Source organism: Streptomyces sp. NPDC006365, from assembly GCF_042870755.1.
GTDB lineage: Bacteria > Actinomycetota > Actinomycetes > Streptomycetales > Streptomycetaceae > Streptomyces > Streptomyces xiangluensis.
Window position 1 is genome coordinate 293,064 of sequence record NZ_JBIAHS010000004.1, and the last position, 15,797, is coordinate 308,860.

Below are 15,797 nucleotides of genomic sequence, written 5' to 3' on the forward strand. Positions count from 1 at the left end.
GGCCACCATCCTTGGAGCCACCGTGAGCACCCCGCCGCCCGTCGGTAAGACGCTCTCCGTCAAGGTCGACCAAGCGCTGTACGACGACCTCGTCACACTCATGTCGACCGGTATGACGCAGACCGAGGCCGTGCGCACCGTCGCCCGCGTCGTGGCCGGCACCTACCGGACCGTATGGGCGGGCGGTCGGATCCCCGAGGGCGTACAGCCGGTCATCGAGCGGTTCTTTGTCGCACCGTATGACGCAGGTCAGACGCCCGAGGAGCGCGCGCAGACGCAGGGCGTCCCACAGCCGTACCGGGTGCATCCGACGCCCCGTACGACGTCCCACCCGCCCGGTACGACGCCCGTACGACGGGGCGTCTGATGGGCGTCACACCCGACCCGGGGGAGCCCGACGAGGAACCCCACTGGTGGTCCGTCGGCGACCAGCCGTACGACGAGGATCAGCCCGCCACCATCCCCGTCGCACCCGGCATCAACGTCACCATCACACCGGCAACCCCGACACCCGAGCCCGTCGACACCCGCGCGCACGACCGGCGCGCCCGCGCCCGCCGCTGGTTCCTCGTCCACGGCGCCGGCGCATTCGCTGGCTGGTCGTTCGGCCTCTACCACTCCATCGCCGCATTCCTCGACACCCTCGGCCCCGGCGCCCCAGGAGCAGGCCTGTGCCTGGCCGGGTTCGGCTGGTTCGGCGCCGAGTTCGCCACCGAGCGGTACGTGCGCATCCTGCCGTCCCGCACCCGGCCGGCCGCCGCATGGGCGCTGCGCATCCCCTTCTCCACCGCCCTCCTCACCGTCGCGCTGCACGCGCCCAACGCCCTCAACTAGGAGCCCTCGATGTACCTCGCAGCCGCCGAAGGCGCCGCCCTGGGAGCGCTCGGCGCCGGAGGCCTCTCCCTGGTCCTGACCGCCCTGCTGGTCCTCGGCGTCAAGGGCAAAGGCCGCGTCAAGCTCAAAGACAACCCAGCCATCATCTGCGGGTTCATCGCCTCCACCGCGTTCTCCGCGGCCGGGCAGATCTGGGCCAACCCCGAGCGCATCGCCAGCCAGGGCTTGACCGGCCTCGGCGTCGGCACCGGCAGCGGCCCATTCGGGAACGTGGGCATGGGCGCCGTCGCCTCCTTGCTCCTGGTCCTCATCCTGTGCTGGGAGATGAGCCCGTTGCGTGGCGCAATCCTCGGCCTCATCGCCGGGATCGTCTGGCCGGCGGCAGGTGACGGCACCATCTGGGCGGTTCCGTCCGAGCTGGGCGCCGCGATCCTGATGATGATCGGCGGCTGACATGCGCATCTGGATCGCCATCTGGGCTGGTTCCACGGTCATCTGCCGGGCGATCGCGGCGTGGATCGCTGGGGGAGTCGCCCTCAAACTGGTCATCATCGGCGTGGTTGCTGGGTTCGTGAAGGGCCTGCCCTGGACCACGAACATCGTGCTCGTACTCGCCATCGGATGGCTCGGCGCGGCGATCGCCCTCGGCCTCCGTGCGCCCGCTGCCGAGAAGCAGCAGAAGCCCGAGCAGGAGGCCCCCGCCGAGACTGCTCTCCCCACCCGCGAGGAGCTCGCCGCAGCCCTGCACGCGATCGGCTCTCCGCACGCGCACATCACCGCTCTGGCCGAGCACTTGGGCACCTCCAACGAGCGCGTGAGGGAGGGCCTCGACGGGGCCGGCATCCCGGTCTCCGGTGGAGTGCGGATGAAGGGCCGGAAGGTGGCCGTCTCCCCGGGCGTACGGGCAGACGACTTTCCGCCCCTTCCCTCCCCTTCTCCAGAAGCCGCCGTGAAGGGCGTTGTTGCAGGGCCGTTGACCAGCAACAACAACAGCAACAACAGCGGCGAGGAGGGGCCCCGAGAGGAGATGTCGATCATCCAGGACGAGGCGAACCCGCGCCGCTGGCACGTACTGCGCCGCACGCGCTCATAGACCCCGGGGCGGCCGTCATGCCGCCAAGCCGCCGGCCGCCCCGGTCCCCATCCCGACGAAGAGACAGGACCACCATCATGGCGAGACGACTGCGCCGGTTCATCACCCGGCTCGGGCCAAAGACCTACTGCGGACAGTGCGGGTGGTGGGTCGAGGGGTGCCCGCACCAGTGACGGGCCTGCGACTGGAGGCTGCGCCCCGGGTAGCGCCCGGCACTCTGACCCCACCACGAATTCCCCCCTCGTGGTGGGGCCTTCGCGTTCCCCTGGGCAGGTGTCACCTTGTCCGAGATCTCCTCACATGCCTCACACGTCGGCTACATTCCCGGGACAGCACGAGTCCAGGGGGGACCATGAACCAGCAGTACGCGCCGCACCGCGGGCACGGGTGGCCGCCGTTACCGCCGCGTCCGCCGAGATGGGGCCGGTTCGCCGCGTGGGTGGGTGGGGCCGCGGCTGCCGCGTTCGCGCTCGGCGGCGGCGTGGCGGTGCTCATGAACGATGACGGCAGCTCGGTCGCGAGCCCGGCCGCCTGCAAGACCGCGCTGGCGGAGAACTACCGCGAAGCCATGGCCGCCGGTCTGGACGCGCCGACACCTGAGGCGCCCCCGTCATGTACAGGGCTGGACGAGGCGACCCTGAAGCGGATCACGGGCGAGGTGGTCTCCGAGTACCTGGGGAGTGATCAGGCGAAGGAGGATCTGCGGCGGGCGTTCGAGGAGGGTATGGAGAGCGCGGCTGCGTCGCCGTGATGTGAAGGGACCCCGGCGGGGCCGCCGTCATGCGGTGGGCTACGCATCCAGGGCGCGCTGCATGGCGGCAGCTTGTGCGGCGTCTCCGTGATCAGCGAACCAGGCCTGGAGCTACTGCATACGAGCGCCGTCGAGCTCGAACCCCGCCGGCTCTACACCGCTCAGCAGTTGGAAGATGCCGGGATCGGCATCGAGGCCGGGACGATCCGTGCGGACCTCACTCGGGGCCGGTGGCCCGAGCCGGACGACACCGAGGGCGGTGTGAACCGCTGGTACTACGCGACCGTCACGACGGCCCTGACGACCCGTCGCAGCTACCGGCAGACTCAGGATTGATCCACTTCGGTTGTCACAACACAGACACATCACCTTCACGCCACCCTCACCCGAGCGCATGATGCCCTCCTGCATACCAAAGCCCTGGGGGGACCATGACCGACATCACGCCACCACCCATGCCCGGCTTCCCGCCACCGCAGCCGCCGAAGAAGAGCCGCAGTAACGCGGTCATCATCGGCTCCGCAGCCGCCGTCATCGCCGCGATCGTCGCCACCGGCGTCTTCGTGGCGCAGTCCGGGGACGACAAGGACGACACCGGCAGCAGCGCCAGCGAGACCGCGGACTCGGCGCCGCTGAACGAGGACACGGTGACGGCGGAGGAGGAGCCGGAGCCGACTCCTGAGGACACTGGTCCCGACGTCTTCGGCCTCTCAGACACAGTGTCGTACGAGCACGACGTCGACGTGAGCCTGTCGAAGTTCACGCGCGGAACGTCGTCCGAGTACGCGTCACCGGAGAACACGCCGTACGTGAAGTTCACCGTGAAGGTCGTCAACAGTTCTTCGAGCACGGTGGACACCACGGGCCTGACGGTGAGTTGCTCGTACGGCGAGGAGGGGCAGACGAGCGAGTCGATCTTTGATGAGGGGCTGGATGGGTCGCCGACGACGAAGCTTCTCGCTGGCCGTTCGATCTCGACGCCGTGGGCCTGCGAGTTGCCGAAGGGGGAGACGGTGTTGCAGGTCGAGGTATCGCCGGATTACGAGTCGGAGGCGGCGATCTTCACGGGGAGCGTAAAGTAGCGCTCGCGAGAGGACCCCGCCGGGTTTCTGGCGGGGCCCTCCTCATGCAGGCGGTTTATGCCGACTGTCCCGGCTACCTCGAGGAGTGGCTGCCGACCAGGCAGTGACACACTTGCCGACTGCCGTCACGACGCCCCGTCGGCCGGGACCTCCTCCAGCTTGCCCTGCGAATCCAGCGACCAACAGACGCCGCTGTCATCGGTGAAGGTGAGCGTCGGCCGGTTGTTGTGCACGGTGGCCTCGGACCAGCGCTGAGACAGGAAGCGCGCTCGCCGCTTGGGGCCCAGCAGGTGCAGGGGATACGTGCAGCGCTCATCCTCGCCACGGGGCGCGCGCGGCAACTCCCACACCTCCGCCGCGATATACGCCGTACCGAACCGCATCTCAAGCTGGTGGATCGGAGCGTCGCTCGAGTTCTCCACGAGGACGATCCAGTGGTCATAGCAAACGAAGTTCCCCTCGTTGTCCCTCTCCGTCCCCTCCTGACGGTGGTACATGAACACCTGCCGGGCCTGCGCCCACTTCCGGTCCTCCGCGGCGGCGCGCAACTCGGAACGCTCCAATGCGAGGTTGGCTGACTGCTCGGCGATGAACCGGCGCTGCTCGGCAATCTGTTCCCGCTGGCTCTTGATCGTCAGGTAGGCGAAGAGGGCGGCGCCCCCAGCAAAGATCGCGGCCATCCACGTGGGCACATCGCCCCAATTCGCAGCACTCACGCAGGAACCGTAGAGGCTGCGCCCGGCCCTCACCTTGCCTTCTACAACATCGCCACCAGGCCGCCAATTATGGGCGTGGTTGAAATCTCGTGGATCATGCCGCATCCTGGCTCCACGTCCGGCGTGCCCGGACCCAGGAGCACCGAAGGCCCACCAACGGGGGGGCCTTCACCATTTCCCCACCGAACACTCACACCCCATGCGATTCTGACCCCCACAACTCCAGGGGGGAGAGGCATGCATCCGCAGCCACAACGCCACGTCCAGAAACGGGGCGCGAACCATGGGCTCCACGTCTTCCTGACGATCATCACCTGCGGACTGTGGGCGATCACGGGATGGCCGATCGCCGCAGCCATGGGACGTAAGACCGTCACGACGACGTACGCGCCACCGCCGCCGCAGATCCCGCCGCAGCAGCCGTACGGATACCCGCCTCAACAGGCCTACCCCCCACAGCAGTACGGGCAGCAGCCCCCACCGCAGTACGGTCCGCCGCCCGGCGCGACGCAGCCGTACGGCTACCAGCAGCCCCCAGGGCAGTACCCGCCCCACCAGTAGCCCCGCTACCACCCAGGCCCGACCGCACCCCTACCAGCGGTCGGGCTTTCCGCATGCTCGGAGGTGACCATGCCGAATCAGCACCGGCCCGTCACCCAAGAGGACTACCGCCGCGTCGCCGAGCTGCACGCGCTGGACATGGGCCGCAACGCCATCGCCCGCGAGATCGGCCGCGCACAGCGCACCGTCAGCGTCATCGCCGCTGAACTGAGCCTCGTCTTCGACGTCACCATGACGGAGGACGCCACCCGCGCCCGCGTCGCCCAGCTCGCCGAAAAGCGCGCCATCCTCGCCGATGCCCTCACCGACGACGCCCTCAAGCTCACCGAGCAGGTGTGGCAGCCCGCCACGATCTACAACTTCGGCGGCAAGGACAACAGCTTCAACTTCGAGTACGTCGACGAGCCGCCTGCCATCGACAAGAAGGCGCTCATGTCGGCGGCCGGGATCGCCGTTGAGAAGTCGCTGAAGCTCGTCCCGCCGCAGGACCAGGACGACGCCGAGGAGGTCGGCTCGCTGCTGACGTCGCTGTTCGACAAGCTGCGAGACCGCCATGGGGACGGCTGAGGTACAGCTCTCCGATAAGCAAGAGGTCTCCATCGGGCAGTCAACGGCGTGGCTCAACGTCTGGGAAGGCAGCGTCCGCAGCGGAAAGACGATCGCGTCGTTGCTGCGCTGGCTGATGTACGTGGAGAACGCGCCAAGCGGTGGCGAACTCGTCGTGGTCGGCAAGACCTTCGACACCGTGGCCCGGAACGTCTTCGGCCCGCTCACGGACCCGTCGTTGTTCGGCCAGGCTGCGAAGCTGATCAAGTACACGCGTGGGGCCTCGGTCGCCTGGATCCTCGGCAAGCAGATCGAGGTCATCACCGCCAACGACGCCAAGGCAGAGGCCCGACTCCGCGGGCTCACCGGGGCCGGCGCGTACGTGGACGAGATGACGCTCCTGCCCAAGGAGTTCTTCAAGCGGCTCATCGACCGCATGAGCGTCCCCGGCGCGCTGATCTTCGGCACCACGAACCCGGACAACCCTGGGCACTGGCTGCGCAAGGAGTGGCTGAACAGGGCCGCTGAACTGGGCATCCGTTCCTGGCACTTCACCCTCGATGACAACCCGGCGCTCTCGCCCGAGTACGTCGCGCGCATGAAGGCCGCGTTCACCGGCCTCTGGTACCGGCGCTACATCCTCGGCCACTGGGTCATGTCCGAGGGCGCCATCTACGAGGCGTTCGACGCGACCAGGCACGTCGTCGACGAGATCCCGACGATCAAGCGCTGGCTGTGCGACGCGATCGACTACGGCACCGTCAACCCCTTCGCGGACCTGCTGATCGGCCTCGGCTCGGACCAGCGGATCTACGTCACGTCCGAGTACCGGCACGACTCCCGCACAGCGCGCCGGCAGATGACCGACGCCGAGTACTCCGCAGCGCGCCGCCAGTGGCTGGCCGCGCGGGGTGTACGGCCGGAGTTCACCGTCGTCGACCCGTCCGCAGCGTCGTTTATCGAGCAGCTGCACCGCGACAACACGCCCGGCGTCGTGCCCGCGGAGAACACGGTGTTGGACGGGATCCGCACCGTGGCGTCGCTGCTCGCCGGGGACCGGCTGCGTATCCATCGCTCCTGCACCGGCCTCATCGATGAGCTCCCCGGCTACAGCTGGGATGACGAGGCGGCGGAGAAGGGCGAGGACAAGCCCATCAAGCAGGATGACCACTCCTGTGACGCGCTCCGGTACGGCGTACGTACGACAGAGGCCCTGTGGCGGCCACACATCCCGCTGCTCCTGGAGGTGGCCGCGTAATGCCCCTGCCCGCTGGTGGCGACATCGTCTGGCCGCCCACCGACCCGTGCGTACAGACCGCCCTCGCCGACTGGGACGCCTGGTACGCCTCCGACCCGGACCGGCTCACCGACCGGTACGAGAACCGCGGCGTCCGCGAACTCCCGGAGAACCGGCCGGCCCAGTACCGGGGCGGCGTCTGGGGCAGGCTCGCCCGCTGGTTCTGGGGCAACCCGACGGCGCCCGGTGAGAAGCGCGACAAGCTGCACATCCCCCTGGCCGGAGACATCGCCCGCACCTCCAGCGATCTCCTGTTCAGCGAGCCCCCGACGCTCGCCGTGGACCACCTCGGCACCCAAGAGCGCCTGGAGGAGCTGCTCGCCACCGGGCTGCACCCGACGCTGCTGGAGGGCGGGGAGGTGTGCGCGGCGCTCGGCGGGGTGTTCTTGCGGGTGGTGTGGGACCAGGACGTCTCTGACCGGCCATGGATCGACATTGTGGCGGCGGACATGGCGGTTCCCACGTTCTCGTACGGGCGCCTGCGTGAGGTCACCTTCTGGACCGTGCTGGAGAGCGACGGCCAGACCGTGTGGCGCCACCTGGAGCACCACGAGCGGGGCCGGATCCTGCACGGCCTTTACGAGGGCACCGCGGGCACCCTGGGGCGGCTGGTGCCGCTCACCGAGCGCCCCGAAACCGCTCCGCTCGCACGCCTGGTCAACGAGGACGGCATCGACACCGGAGCCCTCGACCATCTCACCGCCGCGTACGTGCCCAATGTCCGACCCTCTCGGGCCTGGAGGAACATCCCGGCCGCACGCGGCTGGGGCCAGTCCGACTACCAGGGCATCGAAGGCATCATGGACGCCCTCGACGAGACGTACAGCTCGTGGATGAGGGACGTGCAGAACGGCAAGGGCCGCATCGTCGTCCCGAACTCCATGCTTGAGAACCTCGGACCCGGGCAGGGCACGGCGTGGAACGAGGAACGCCGCGTCTACTCCGGCCTCAACATGCTCCAACGGCCTGGCGACCCATCGCCCTTGGAAGTCGTGCAGTTCGAGATCCGCGTCCAGGAGCACCGCGACACCTGCGCCGAGCTGATCGAGCAGGCCGTACGCCAGGCCGGCTACTCGCCGAGCACGTTCGGCGAGACGGGCGACGGGGCCGCAGTCACCGCGACGGAGATCAAGGCCCGCGAGCGGCGGTCGATGACCACCCGGGGCCGCAAAGCCCTGTACTGGGGGCCCGGGATCGCGGACATCGTCGAGGCGCTCCTCGCCGTCGAGGCTGGCGCACGCTTCCGCGTGCCCGGCCTGGAGGTGGACAGGCCGCAGGTGGAGTTCCAGGACAGCGTCAGCGACTCCCCGAAGGAACTCGCCGAAACCGCCGAGCTCCTGAAGCGGGCCGAGGCTGCGTCACGGGAGACGCTGGTCCGCATGGTCCATCCGGACTGGCAGGACGATCAAGTCGCCACCGAAGTGGCCCGTATCGAGGAAGAGTCCGCGCTCGCCGACCCAGTCCTGACGGGTGGCGAGGGCTTCCCCACACCAGGGGGTGAGCCGGAGGAGTAGCCGATGCCGGTCTCTCCCGCGATGGCCGAGGACCTCGCCGCCGCCATCACCGTCCTGTACGAGGACGCTGAGCTCGCCATCATCGAACGCCTCCGCAAGGCCCTGGCAGAGGGCATCGAGTCGCCGTTGTGGGCCGAGATCAAGCTCCGCTCCATCGGCGATCTCCGGGAAGCTGTCGAGGAGATCACCAACGCGCTCCAGACCGACGCCAACGGAGCCGTCGCGCGGGCGCTCGCGGAGGCGTACGGGCGCGGCAGGCAAGCCGCCGTCGCCGAGCTGGGCGCCCTGGACATCGGCCGCGAGCTCCAGGCCCGCCGCGTCCTGCCGAACGCTCCGGCCGTGGACCGGCTGGCCGCGTCGTACGCCAATGACACACGCCCGCTGTATCAGCGCATCACCCGCGCGGTCGTCGACACCTACCGGAACGTCGTGGCCCGGGCATCAGCGTCCACGCTTCTCGGCAGCATGACCCGCCGTCAGGCCTCGCAGCGGGCCTTGGATCAGTTCGCCGCGCGTGGGGTGAGCGGCTTCAGGGACCGGTCGGGCCGGAACTGGGAGCTTGCCGCGTACGCCGAGATGGCGGTCCGCTCGGTCACGGCGCGGGCGGCGGTCGAGGGCCACATTGACGCTCTCGCCGAGATCGGCGTAGGCCTCGTTATCGTCTCGGATGCCCCACTGGAGTGCCCGCTGTGCCGACCGTGGGAGGGCGAGATCCTCACCCTCGGCACGCAGTCGGGGCCGCACACGATCGTCGCGGAGCACGCGATCCAGTCCACCAGGCTCTTCGCTCCGACCCGCACGGTCGCGGTGCACGTTGCCGGATCCCTCGTGGAAGCCCGGGGGAAAGGCCTGTTCCATCCCAACTGCCGCCACTCGCTGGCCGCTTATCTACCCGGCGTGACCAAGCGCCCACCGCGCCACGCGACCCCGGGCACGACGTACGAGGACACACAGCGGCAGCGAGAGATCGAGCGAACCATCCGGGCGTGGAAGCGCCGCCAGGCCGCCGCGATGGACGAGCCGACCCGCCGTCGCGCGGGCGCGTACGTCCGCAAGTGGCAGAAGGCCGCACGCGAGCACGTCGCCGCGCACCCAGACCTGCGCCGCAAGCCGCAGCGCGAGCAGATCGGCGCAGCTCGCTAACGTGGGCGTGGCTCCACCTGCTGCTCGTACTTACGGCACTCCATGTTCTTGCAGACGTAGGCGCCTCGGACCCGCGATCGACCCGCATCGCCCCACACCGTCGTATCCACATCGCCGGTGTAGTAGACCGGCTCGTCGCACTCCGGACACAGCAGGTTCGGCTGCGGACCCTTTCGGTCATCCCAACCGCTCATGCATCAACCGTACGACGGCGCTGCTTGCTCTGCTCGCGGAGCACCTCAGACCGCTGACCACCGCCGAGGAGGTCTCCATGGGGAAAGCGTTCGTCTCCAAGCTGGCAAGGCAGGGAGCTCGCGACCCGGAGGCACTCGCGGCATGGATCGGGCGGCAGAAATTCGGCAAATCCGCGTTCCAGAAGCTGGCGAGAGCAGGACGAGAACGCGCACAAGAGCAGCGGCAACTCATGAGCCGTATCCGGCCCGCCGGCCGCATCTCCCGTGACCTCACCGGCTTCTCGGACGACGAACTCGGCCGCTCGTTACCCGAACTGGCCTCGGGAGAAGCGTCACGAGTCGCTGCGGAGTTGGATCGGCGCGACGTCGCAGCCAGCCTCCCCGGAGCGCGCCCTGACCTGATCGGCCTCTCCGACGACGAGTTGAGCGTACGAGCGCGCGATGCATCGGGGGATGAGCTGGCCGCCATCGCTGAGGAGGCTGACCGCAGGCAGCTGATCGCTTCGGTGTTCCCGGACAGCAGCCTGGCCGATGACCTCTCCGGGCTGGACGAGTACACCCTCGGGTGGGCGATCCGCTACGCCCGGCCGGAAGAGGCTGAGCGGATCGCCGCGGAGATGGACCGTCGGCACCCGCCAACGCCGTTCCCGCAGGCGTCCGGATCGGGCACGGTGGATGGGCAGCTCGCCGACCGGGCAGCGATGGACGAACTGTTGGGCTCCAACCCGGACGAGTGGGCGCACCTGACCGCGGATCTTCCAGACGATCCGCGGGACAGCATGACGGCCGCCGAGCGGTGGCTGGCTGACCGGGAGGAAGCGCAGGCGTCCGCGCGTGCGGCGTACTCCCGCGAGCAGGTCCGCGAGATGTACCGCGAGCACGTCTACGCGCAGTACGCCGCGGCGGAGGACGAGTTGCGCGGCGTGCTGTTGTCGCGGGAGGCAGACGCGGCCGGTATCGACCCGATCTCGTTGTTCACGGGTCCGTCGCACGTCGCGTACGCGCGTGCGTCGGAGGAGCTGAAGCGCTGGTGGCAGAACAACCCGCGCACTACCGTGGCCGAATACGAGGAGCAGCTGACTGGGCAGCGCAGCAGGGCCGGAGAGAAGGCCCGCAAGTCGCGCAACGATCAGCAAAACCGACTCTGACCCTGGGGGCATGATGGGGCCGCGCGAGCAGGTCGTGAAAGCGCTGAACGAGGGAGCCGAGGCCGGACGCCGCGGTGACCGCCCGAGCGCCTGTCCATACAAGCCGGCAGACCTCCGGCGCTCCGCCTGGCTCCGCGGCTACGCCAAGACCCGGCCGCTGCCGAGCGAGTAGCCACCCGACCGCTTCACCCCTACAGGGCCCGCCGAGTGCGGGCCCTTTTGCATGTCGAAATCCGGTCCGCCTGGCGCGGGCCTCGCCTACGCCCCTGGAGGGCAACTCTCATGCACAAGCGCACCCTTGCCCGCCACCGCCTCGACAGCTCCGGTTGGGCGCACCCCTACGGACACGGCCCTTTCGCACCGTTCCTGTACGCCGACGGAGGGGACGGCGACGGCTCCGAATCCGGCAGCGCAGGCGGTGACAGTGCGACCGCTGGGCAGCAGCCCGCACCGCCCGTATCCGACTCGGGCTCTGGTACCGGTGACGGCCAGGATGTGAAGTCCCTGCCTGAATGGGCGCAGAAGCTCATCACGGACGCGCGCGCGGAAGCGGGTAAGGCCCGCACCGTCGCCAAGCAGAATGCGGCCAACGAGGCGCGGCAGCAGCTCACGCAGGACATCGGGAAGGCCCTCGGTCTGATCGAGGGCGACAAGGCCCCGACGCCGGAGGAGCTGACCGAGCAACTCCGCCAGTCGCACGGCGCGCTCACCAAGGCCCAGGAGGAGGCCGCCTCTTCGGCCATCGAGTTGCACGTCTACAAGACCGCTCAGCGGCTCGGCGCCGACGCGGACGCGCTCCTCGACAGCCGTGCTTTCTGCGACCAGATCGACGCCATCGACCCGGGCTCCGACACCGCGGCGTTCTCGGCCGCCGTCGAGCAGGCCATCCAAGCCGCTCTGGGCCGCAACCCAGGCCTTCGAGCCCGCGGCGTCGGCCGCTCGGGGGCAGACCTGTCTGGCGGCTCCGGCGACCAGGCCACATCCCTGGACAAGGAGCTCGCGCAGGCGAAAGCCGATGGCAACTGGCGGCGGGTGATGCAGCTGGAGAACTCCAAGCTTGCCGCCGCGGAGGCAGCACAGCAGTAACCCGGGCCGGCACATGACCGCGCCCCATCACAGTGAAGGAGAGTGGCCATGGCCGGGATTACCGCGCTGGGCACCACGTACAACCTGCCGAACTACACCGGCATCCTGCACCAGCTCACCCCGTCGGATACCCCGTTCTTCAGCGCCATCGGAGGCCTGACGGGCGGCGGGCAGACTGACTCGATCGAGTTCGAGTGGCAGACCTACGATCTGCGCGCAGCCGGTCAGAACACCAAGCTCGAAGGCGCGGACGCCCCGGCCGAGAGCGAGCGCGTCCGGGCGAGCGTCAACAACATCGTCCAGATCCAGCACGAGACCGTGGGCGTCTCGTACACGAAGCTCGCGGCGACGCAGGTGAAGGCCGGCATCAACAACGCGGAGCGGAACACCATCCTCAACGAGCTTGACTGGCAGGTCGAGCAGATGCTGAAGCAGATGGTGCGGGACATCGAGTTCAGCTTCATTCAGGGCACCTATCTGAAGCCCGCGGACAACACGACCGCGCGCAGGACCCGCGGCCTGCTCCAGGCCATCACTACGAACGTCATCGCGAACGCCCCGGCGGGTGCGCTGACGGAGGACATGGTCCTGGACCTGCTCCAGATGGCGTGGGACAACGGCGGCATCCAGGAGCAGGAAACCGCCACGTTGCTGACGAACAGCACGCAGAAGCGGAACCTCACGAGGATCTTCGTGACGGACAAGAACTACCAGGAGCAGTCCCGCACGGTGGGTGGTGTCCGGGTCCAGACGATCGAGACGGACTTCGGCACGCTCAACATCATGCTGGACCGGCACATGCCGGCCGATCAGATCGCGGTCGTCTCGCTGGACCAGTGCATGCCCGTGTACCAGGAGATCCCGGGCAAGGGCCATTTCTTCGCTGAGCCGCTCGCGCGGACGGGCGCGAAGGACCGTACGCAGCTGTACGGCGAGGTGGGCCTGAAGTACGGCAACGAGCGCACCCACGGCAAGATCACCGGCCTGCTGGCCGCCTGACGGGAGTGATGAGCATGGCTGTGCTGAAGTGCGAGCAGTACCCGCAGCTGCAGGTGCATACCCCGGCCGGGAGGGTCCAGTTCACGGACGGCCTCGCCGAGGCGACCGACGAGCAGATCAAGGCTCTGGAGGGCCTGGCCCGGAAGTTTGGCATCGAGCTGGTGGACGTGCCGGACGAGGAATCACCGGGTGGCGGCGACGGGCCGGAGGAGATCAAGCCTCCGGCCCGTTCCGCGTCCAAGGCCGACTGGGTCGCCTACGCCGACAAGCAGGACGAGGCGGTTGACCACAGCTCCATGACCAAGGAGCGGCTGATCGAGCAGTACGGCGCAGCGGAGTAGGGGGGTGCCCGGTGGCCAGGATCTACGCCACGTCGGCGGACTACCAGGCGTACACCGGGCAGACCGCGCCGACGGACATCGTGGCTCGGCTCGGCCGGGCGAGCCGATTCCTCGATGCCGAGGTGTTTCGGCTGTGCTGGTACGAGGTGCACGAGGACGGCCACCCGTCGAACACGATCGTGAAGGCCGCTTTCGCCGATGCGGTCTGCGCTCAGGTGCAGTGGTGGGCGGAGACCGGCGACGAGCTGGGCACGGCGGGGCAGTGGAGCAGCGTGAGTATCGGCTCCGTCAGCCTCTCGCGGTCCGGCTCGTCATCCGGAAGTTCCGCCCCGGTCGGCGGCCGTACGGTCGCTGACGCGGCACTGGAGGCACTCCGTACGCCAGACCTCACGCCGGACATCTTCCGTCTCGGCCTGGTGGTCGCATGGTGATCCCCGGCTACCTCCTGCGGCACGAGGTGGTCGTGGAGCCATACGAGGGCGACTCCGCTTACGGGCCGGTCTACGCCGCCCCCGTCACGGTGCGGTGCTTCCTCGAGGAGAAGAACCGCCTCGTACGCGACAAGGACGGTCGCGAGGTCACCTCGTCGTCAACGTTCCGCTGCCGACTCGGCGCCGTGGACGCGCCGCCGGACTCCCGTGTGACGCTTCCCGGCGGGCGCCAGACCACGGTCATCTCCCAGGCCCGGCACGACGGCGGCGGACTGCCCACGCCCGACCACCTGGAGGTGAGCCTCGTATGACGCAGTACACGCGGTTCCGCTTCGACGGGCGTCGCCAATGGACCTCGCGAGGTCGGCGCCTCGCCTCAGACGGGCTGCGCCGCGGCCTGGAGCATGTCCTCGCGGAGTCCCGCAAGATCGTGCCGCTCGATGAGGGGACCTTGGAGCGGTCAGGGCGGGTCGACGTGGACGGCCTGAACGGGGCCGTGTCGTACGACACCGTGTACGCGCGCAGGCAGCACGAGGAACTGACCTGGAAGCACCTCCCGGGCCGGAGCGCGAAGTACCTGGAGATCCCGATGAACTCGGAGCGGGACGTCGTGCTGAAGCTGATGGCCGTGCCGTTGCGGAGATGGCTGCGTGGCTGACCTCTTGGACGGGCTGGCCCGTCACCTCCAGGAGCGGGGCCTCGTCACGTACAAGGCGGCCGGTGCGGGCGGCGACTGCTTCGTGGAGTCCATGCCGTCGAGCCCGGACGTGGTGGTCGTCCTCACCCTGTACGGCGGTCCGGAGCCGGACTCGAAACTCGGCTACGACGAACCGTCACTTCAGGTCCGCGTGCGCGGCACAAAGGACCCGCGTGTCTCCCGGAACCGCTGTAAGGCGATCTACGACGAGCTTGAAGGCCTATGTGACACAACACTGCCCGATGGCACCGTGCTGATCTCCTGCTTCGCGAACCAGCCCGGCCCCGCCTCGATCGGCATCGACCAGCTCGGCAGGCACGAGCACGTCACGAACTACCGGCTCGAAGTGCGCTCGGTGACCAAGCACCGCGTCTGAGCCCATCCCCCATTTTCCTGTAGCCCGAGCGGTATCGCTGCGGGCATTTCGTCATGCCCGGAGGAACAGCCATGCCGAAGTACAACGCCCGCGACGTCGAGTTCCAGGTGCAGGACCCAGACACACCGGGAACCTGGGTCGCGATCGGCGGCCTCAACACCTTCTCGAAAAGCCACGAGGAGGAGACGACCGACACCACCACCTACGCCAGCAAGGGCCAGGCCGAGTCACAGAAGATGCAGATCGGCAAGCAGCTGACCATCGAAGGCTTCCACATCAGAAACCCTGCGGATCCTGGTCAGGAGCTGGTCCGTGAGCTGTCGGAACTGCTGGGCGAGGACGGCCTCGGCGGGTTCCGGTTCGCGCACAAGAACGACACCTCGTGGGAGCAGTGGACTGCCCACGTGACCCTGGGTGACCAGGGCGGCGGCAACAACGACAAGGTGTCCTGGTCGGCGACGTTCACCCGCTCCGGCGCCTCGACGACGGCGGGGAAGGCATGACGGCCCGTAAGGCACCCGCGCCCGGATCGTACGAGGCATTCCTGGCCGAGGCGTTCGGTGGCGGCACCGAGACCATTCGCGGCGTCGAGGTCCGCATCCCCACGGACGTGCCGCTCGCCATGGAGCAGCGTCTCAACGACCTGCGCGAGTCGGAGTCCGAGGACGACCTTCACGAGCTGGTCGCCCTGCTGTTCGGTGACGATGTCTTCGGCCGGTGGATCGAGAACGGTATGGGCGCGATGGAGTTCAAAACCGTCCTGGCCTGGGGCATGGCGCACTCAGCTGGCGCGGGCGTCTCCTTCATGGAGGCGTTCGAGATGGTGCGCGCCGAGGAGGCAGGCGAGGGAAAAGCCCCGTCGAGGCCGAATCGGCAGGCCCGCCGAGCCGCGTCGAAGTCGCGGTCCACGAGTACTGGTGGGCGATCCGCGCGGACTTCCGCCGCGAGTACGGCATCACGTCGCAAGAGCTCGCGTGCATAGGGCGCC

Annotated in this window: 25 protein-coding genes; 23 read left to right on the plus strand and 2 right to left on the minus strand. The window is 68.7% G+C overall.

The features are described 5' to 3' along the window. Positions 1-22: 22 nt before the first annotated feature. The 7 genes from ACFYO0_RS14505 to ACFYO0_RS14535 all read left to right on the plus strand — a co-directional run bounded on the left by ACFYO0_RS14505 (position 23) and on the right by ACFYO0_RS14535 (position 3,760). Positions 23-367: a hypothetical protein gene (locus ACFYO0_RS14505; protein ID WP_388674780.1), complete on the plus strand. Its 345-nt coding sequence runs from the start codon at positions 23-25 to the stop codon at positions 365-367. Next, positions 367-834, plus strand: coding sequence for a hypothetical protein (locus tag ACFYO0_RS14510; protein ID WP_388674783.1), 468 nt, complete (start codon positions 367-369; stop codon positions 832-834). The genes ACFYO0_RS14505 and ACFYO0_RS14510 overlap by 1 nt, the downstream gene beginning before the upstream one ends. A 9-nt stretch (positions 835-843) precedes the next feature. Next, on the plus strand, positions 844-1,287 hold the full coding sequence (locus ACFYO0_RS14515) for a hypothetical protein (RefSeq protein WP_388674785.1): 444 nt from the start codon (positions 844-846) through the stop codon (positions 1,285-1,287). A 1-nt stretch (position 1,288) separates the two neighbouring features. After that, positions 1,289-1,927 carry a hypothetical protein gene (locus tag ACFYO0_RS14520; protein WP_388674788.1) on the plus strand — a complete coding sequence of 213 codons (639 nt, stop codon included), beginning with the start codon at positions 1,289-1,291 and terminating at the stop codon, positions 1,925-1,927. Between the two features lie 352 nt (positions 1,928-2,279). After that, positions 2,280-2,678, plus strand: coding sequence for a hypothetical protein (locus tag ACFYO0_RS14525; protein WP_388674791.1), 399 nt, complete (start codon positions 2,280-2,282; stop codon positions 2,676-2,678). A gap of 87 nt (positions 2,679-2,765) precedes the next feature. Continuing rightward, the gene (locus ACFYO0_RS14530) at positions 2,766-3,014 is read left to right on the plus strand and encodes a hypothetical protein (protein WP_388674793.1); all 249 of its coding nucleotides are present in this window, start codon (positions 2,766-2,768) and stop codon (positions 3,012-3,014) included. 95 nt (positions 3,015-3,109) lie between these two features. After that, positions 3,110-3,760, plus strand: coding sequence for a hypothetical protein (locus ACFYO0_RS14535; RefSeq protein WP_388674796.1), 651 nt, complete (start codon positions 3,110-3,112; stop codon positions 3,758-3,760). Positions 3,761-3,885: 125 nt separating this feature from the next. On the opposite strand, the gene ACFYO0_RS14540 is transcribed toward ACFYO0_RS14535, so the two are convergent. After that, positions 3,886-4,476, minus strand: coding sequence for a hypothetical protein (locus ACFYO0_RS14540; protein ID WP_388674797.1), 591 nt, complete (start codon positions 4,474-4,476; stop codon positions 3,886-3,888). 237 nt (positions 4,477-4,713) lie between these two features. Here ACFYO0_RS14540 and ACFYO0_RS14545 point away from each other — a divergent pair, with 237 nt between their 5' ends. The 5 genes from ACFYO0_RS14545 (at position 4,714) to ACFYO0_RS14565 (ending at position 9,537) form a co-directional block, all read left to right on the plus strand. Continuing rightward, complete coding sequence (locus ACFYO0_RS14545) at positions 4,714-5,037, plus strand: hypothetical protein (protein ID WP_388674800.1); 324 nt, start codon at positions 4,714-4,716, stop codon at positions 5,035-5,037. Positions 5,038-5,106: 69 nt separating this feature from the next. Then, positions 5,107-5,604, plus strand: coding sequence for a hypothetical protein (locus tag ACFYO0_RS14550; RefSeq protein ID WP_388674803.1), 498 nt, complete (start codon positions 5,107-5,109; stop codon positions 5,602-5,604). Next, a complete protein-coding gene (locus ACFYO0_RS14555) occupies positions 5,591-6,841 on the plus strand; it encodes a PBSX family phage terminase large subunit (RefSeq protein WP_388674806.1) in 1,251 nt (416 codons plus the stop codon). Before ACFYO0_RS14550 ends, ACFYO0_RS14555 begins: the two co-directional genes overlap by 14 nt. Beyond that, positions 6,841-8,394, plus strand: a complete 1,554-nt coding sequence (locus ACFYO0_RS14560; protein WP_388674808.1) for a phage portal protein — start codon at positions 6,841-6,843, stop codon at positions 8,392-8,394. The genes ACFYO0_RS14555 and ACFYO0_RS14560 overlap by 1 nt, the downstream gene beginning before the upstream one ends. A 3-nt stretch (positions 8,395-8,397) precedes the next feature. Next, positions 8,398-9,537: a phage minor capsid protein gene (locus tag ACFYO0_RS14565; RefSeq protein ID WP_388674810.1), complete on the plus strand. Its 1,140-nt coding sequence runs from the start codon at positions 8,398-8,400 to the stop codon at positions 9,535-9,537. On the opposite strand, the gene ACFYO0_RS14570 is transcribed toward ACFYO0_RS14565, so the two are convergent. After that, positions 9,534-9,731, minus strand: coding sequence for a hypothetical protein (locus tag ACFYO0_RS14570; RefSeq protein WP_388674813.1), 198 nt, complete (start codon positions 9,729-9,731; stop codon positions 9,534-9,536). The genes ACFYO0_RS14565 and ACFYO0_RS14570 overlap by 4 nt on opposite strands. A 77-nt stretch (positions 9,732-9,808) precedes the next feature. On the opposite strand from ACFYO0_RS14570, the gene ACFYO0_RS14575 reads away from it, so the two are divergent. The 11 genes from ACFYO0_RS14575 to ACFYO0_RS14625 all read left to right on the plus strand — a co-directional run bounded on the left by ACFYO0_RS14575 (position 9,809) and on the right by ACFYO0_RS14625 (position 15,791). Further along, a complete protein-coding gene (locus ACFYO0_RS14575) occupies positions 9,809-10,879 on the plus strand; it encodes a hypothetical protein (protein ID WP_388674816.1) in 1,071 nt (356 codons plus the stop codon). Between the two features lie 10 nt (positions 10,880-10,889). Then, positions 10,890-11,051 carry an Rmf/CrpP fold protein gene (locus ACFYO0_RS14580; RefSeq protein WP_388674819.1) on the plus strand — a complete coding sequence of 54 codons (162 nt, stop codon included), beginning with the start codon at positions 10,890-10,892 and terminating at the stop codon, positions 11,049-11,051. A gap of 110 nt (positions 11,052-11,161) precedes the next feature. After that, positions 11,162-11,965 (plus strand): hypothetical protein, encoded by an 804-nt coding sequence (locus ACFYO0_RS14585; RefSeq protein WP_388674821.1) that lies wholly within the window; start codon positions 11,162-11,164, stop codon positions 11,963-11,965. Positions 11,966-12,013: 48 nt separating this feature from the next. After that, positions 12,014-12,964, plus strand: a complete 951-nt coding sequence (locus ACFYO0_RS14590) for a DUF5309 family protein (RefSeq protein WP_388674824.1) — start codon at positions 12,014-12,016, stop codon at positions 12,962-12,964. A 14-nt stretch (positions 12,965-12,978) separates the two neighbouring features. Continuing rightward, positions 12,979-13,305, plus strand: coding sequence for a hypothetical protein (locus ACFYO0_RS14595; RefSeq protein WP_388674826.1), 327 nt, complete (start codon positions 12,979-12,981; stop codon positions 13,303-13,305). An 11-nt stretch (positions 13,306-13,316) separates the two neighbouring features. Then, complete coding sequence (locus ACFYO0_RS14600; protein WP_388674829.1) at positions 13,317-13,736, plus strand: hypothetical protein; 420 nt, start codon at positions 13,317-13,319, stop codon at positions 13,734-13,736. Continuing rightward, entirely contained in the window at positions 13,730-14,047 is a 318-nt protein-coding gene (locus tag ACFYO0_RS14605; RefSeq protein WP_388674832.1) for a hypothetical protein, read from the plus strand. The genes ACFYO0_RS14600 and ACFYO0_RS14605 overlap by 7 nt, the downstream gene beginning before the upstream one ends. Beyond that, positions 14,044-14,394: a minor capsid protein gene (locus ACFYO0_RS14610; protein WP_388674835.1), complete on the plus strand. Its 351-nt coding sequence runs from the start codon at positions 14,044-14,046 to the stop codon at positions 14,392-14,394. The genes ACFYO0_RS14605 and ACFYO0_RS14610 overlap by 4 nt, the downstream gene beginning before the upstream one ends. Beyond that, positions 14,387-14,809, plus strand: coding sequence for a minor capsid protein (locus ACFYO0_RS14615; RefSeq protein ID WP_388674837.1), 423 nt, complete (start codon positions 14,387-14,389; stop codon positions 14,807-14,809). Before ACFYO0_RS14610 ends, ACFYO0_RS14615 begins: the two co-directional genes overlap by 8 nt. Before the next feature lie 71 nt (positions 14,810-14,880). Beyond that, a complete protein-coding gene (locus ACFYO0_RS14620) occupies positions 14,881-15,312 on the plus strand; it encodes a phage tail tube protein (RefSeq protein ID WP_388674840.1) in 432 nt (143 codons plus the stop codon). After that, the gene (locus tag ACFYO0_RS14625) at positions 15,309-15,791 is read left to right on the plus strand and encodes a hypothetical protein (RefSeq protein WP_388674843.1); all 483 of its coding nucleotides are present in this window, start codon (positions 15,309-15,311) and stop codon (positions 15,789-15,791) included. Before ACFYO0_RS14620 ends, ACFYO0_RS14625 begins: the two co-directional genes overlap by 4 nt. Positions 15,792-15,797: the final 6 nt, after the last annotated feature.

Excerpts from the sequence above, each read along its gene's own strand:
- ACFYO0_RS14510 (WP_388674783.1), top strand. The coding sequence starts at position 367 with ATGGGCGTCACACCCGACCCGGGGGAGCCCGACGAGGAACCCCACTGG.
- ACFYO0_RS14515 (WP_388674785.1), top strand. The coding sequence starts at position 844 with ATGTACCTCGCAGCCGCCGAAGGCGCCGCCCTGGGAGCGCTCGGCGCC.
- ACFYO0_RS14520 (WP_388674788.1), top strand. The coding sequence starts at position 1,289 with ATGCGCATCTGGATCGCCATCTGGGCTGGTTCCACGGTCATCTGCCGG.
- ACFYO0_RS14525 (WP_388674791.1), top strand. The coding sequence starts at position 2,280 with ATGAACCAGCAGTACGCGCCGCACCGCGGGCACGGGTGGCCGCCGTTA.
- ACFYO0_RS14535 (WP_388674796.1), top strand. The coding sequence starts at position 3,110 with ATGACCGACATCACGCCACCACCCATGCCCGGCTTCCCGCCACCGCAG.
- ACFYO0_RS14545 (WP_388674800.1), top strand. The coding sequence starts at position 4,714 with ATGCATCCGCAGCCACAACGCCACGTCCAGAAACGGGGCGCGAACCAT.
- ACFYO0_RS14550 (WP_388674803.1), top strand. The coding sequence starts at position 5,107 with ATGCCGAATCAGCACCGGCCCGTCACCCAAGAGGACTACCGCCGCGTC.
- ACFYO0_RS14555 (WP_388674806.1), top strand. The coding sequence starts at position 5,591 with ATGGGGACGGCTGAGGTACAGCTCTCCGATAAGCAAGAGGTCTCCATC.
- ACFYO0_RS14560 (WP_388674808.1), top strand. The coding sequence starts at position 6,841 with ATGCCCCTGCCCGCTGGTGGCGACATCGTCTGGCCGCCCACCGACCCG.
- ACFYO0_RS14565 (WP_388674810.1), top strand. The coding sequence starts at position 8,398 with ATGCCGGTCTCTCCCGCGATGGCCGAGGACCTCGCCGCCGCCATCACC.
- ACFYO0_RS14570 (WP_388674813.1), bottom strand. The coding sequence starts at position 9,731 with ATGAGCGGTTGGGATGACCGAAAGGGTCCGCAGCCGAACCTGCTGTGT.
- ACFYO0_RS14575 (WP_388674816.1), top strand. The coding sequence starts at position 9,809 with ATGGGGAAAGCGTTCGTCTCCAAGCTGGCAAGGCAGGGAGCTCGCGAC.
- ACFYO0_RS14580 (WP_388674819.1), top strand. The coding sequence starts at position 10,890 with ATGATGGGGCCGCGCGAGCAGGTCGTGAAAGCGCTGAACGAGGGAGCC.
- ACFYO0_RS14585 (WP_388674821.1), top strand. The coding sequence starts at position 11,162 with ATGCACAAGCGCACCCTTGCCCGCCACCGCCTCGACAGCTCCGGTTGG.
- ACFYO0_RS14590 (WP_388674824.1), top strand. The coding sequence starts at position 12,014 with ATGGCCGGGATTACCGCGCTGGGCACCACGTACAACCTGCCGAACTAC.
- ACFYO0_RS14595 (WP_388674826.1), top strand. The coding sequence starts at position 12,979 with ATGGCTGTGCTGAAGTGCGAGCAGTACCCGCAGCTGCAGGTGCATACC.
- ACFYO0_RS14605 (WP_388674832.1), top strand. The coding sequence starts at position 13,730 with ATGGTGATCCCCGGCTACCTCCTGCGGCACGAGGTGGTCGTGGAGCCA.
- ACFYO0_RS14610 (WP_388674835.1), top strand. The coding sequence starts at position 14,044 with ATGACGCAGTACACGCGGTTCCGCTTCGACGGGCGTCGCCAATGGACC.
- ACFYO0_RS14620 (WP_388674840.1), top strand. The coding sequence starts at position 14,881 with ATGCCGAAGTACAACGCCCGCGACGTCGAGTTCCAGGTGCAGGACCCA.
- ACFYO0_RS14625 (WP_388674843.1), top strand. The coding sequence starts at position 15,309 with ATGACGGCCCGTAAGGCACCCGCGCCCGGATCGTACGAGGCATTCCTG.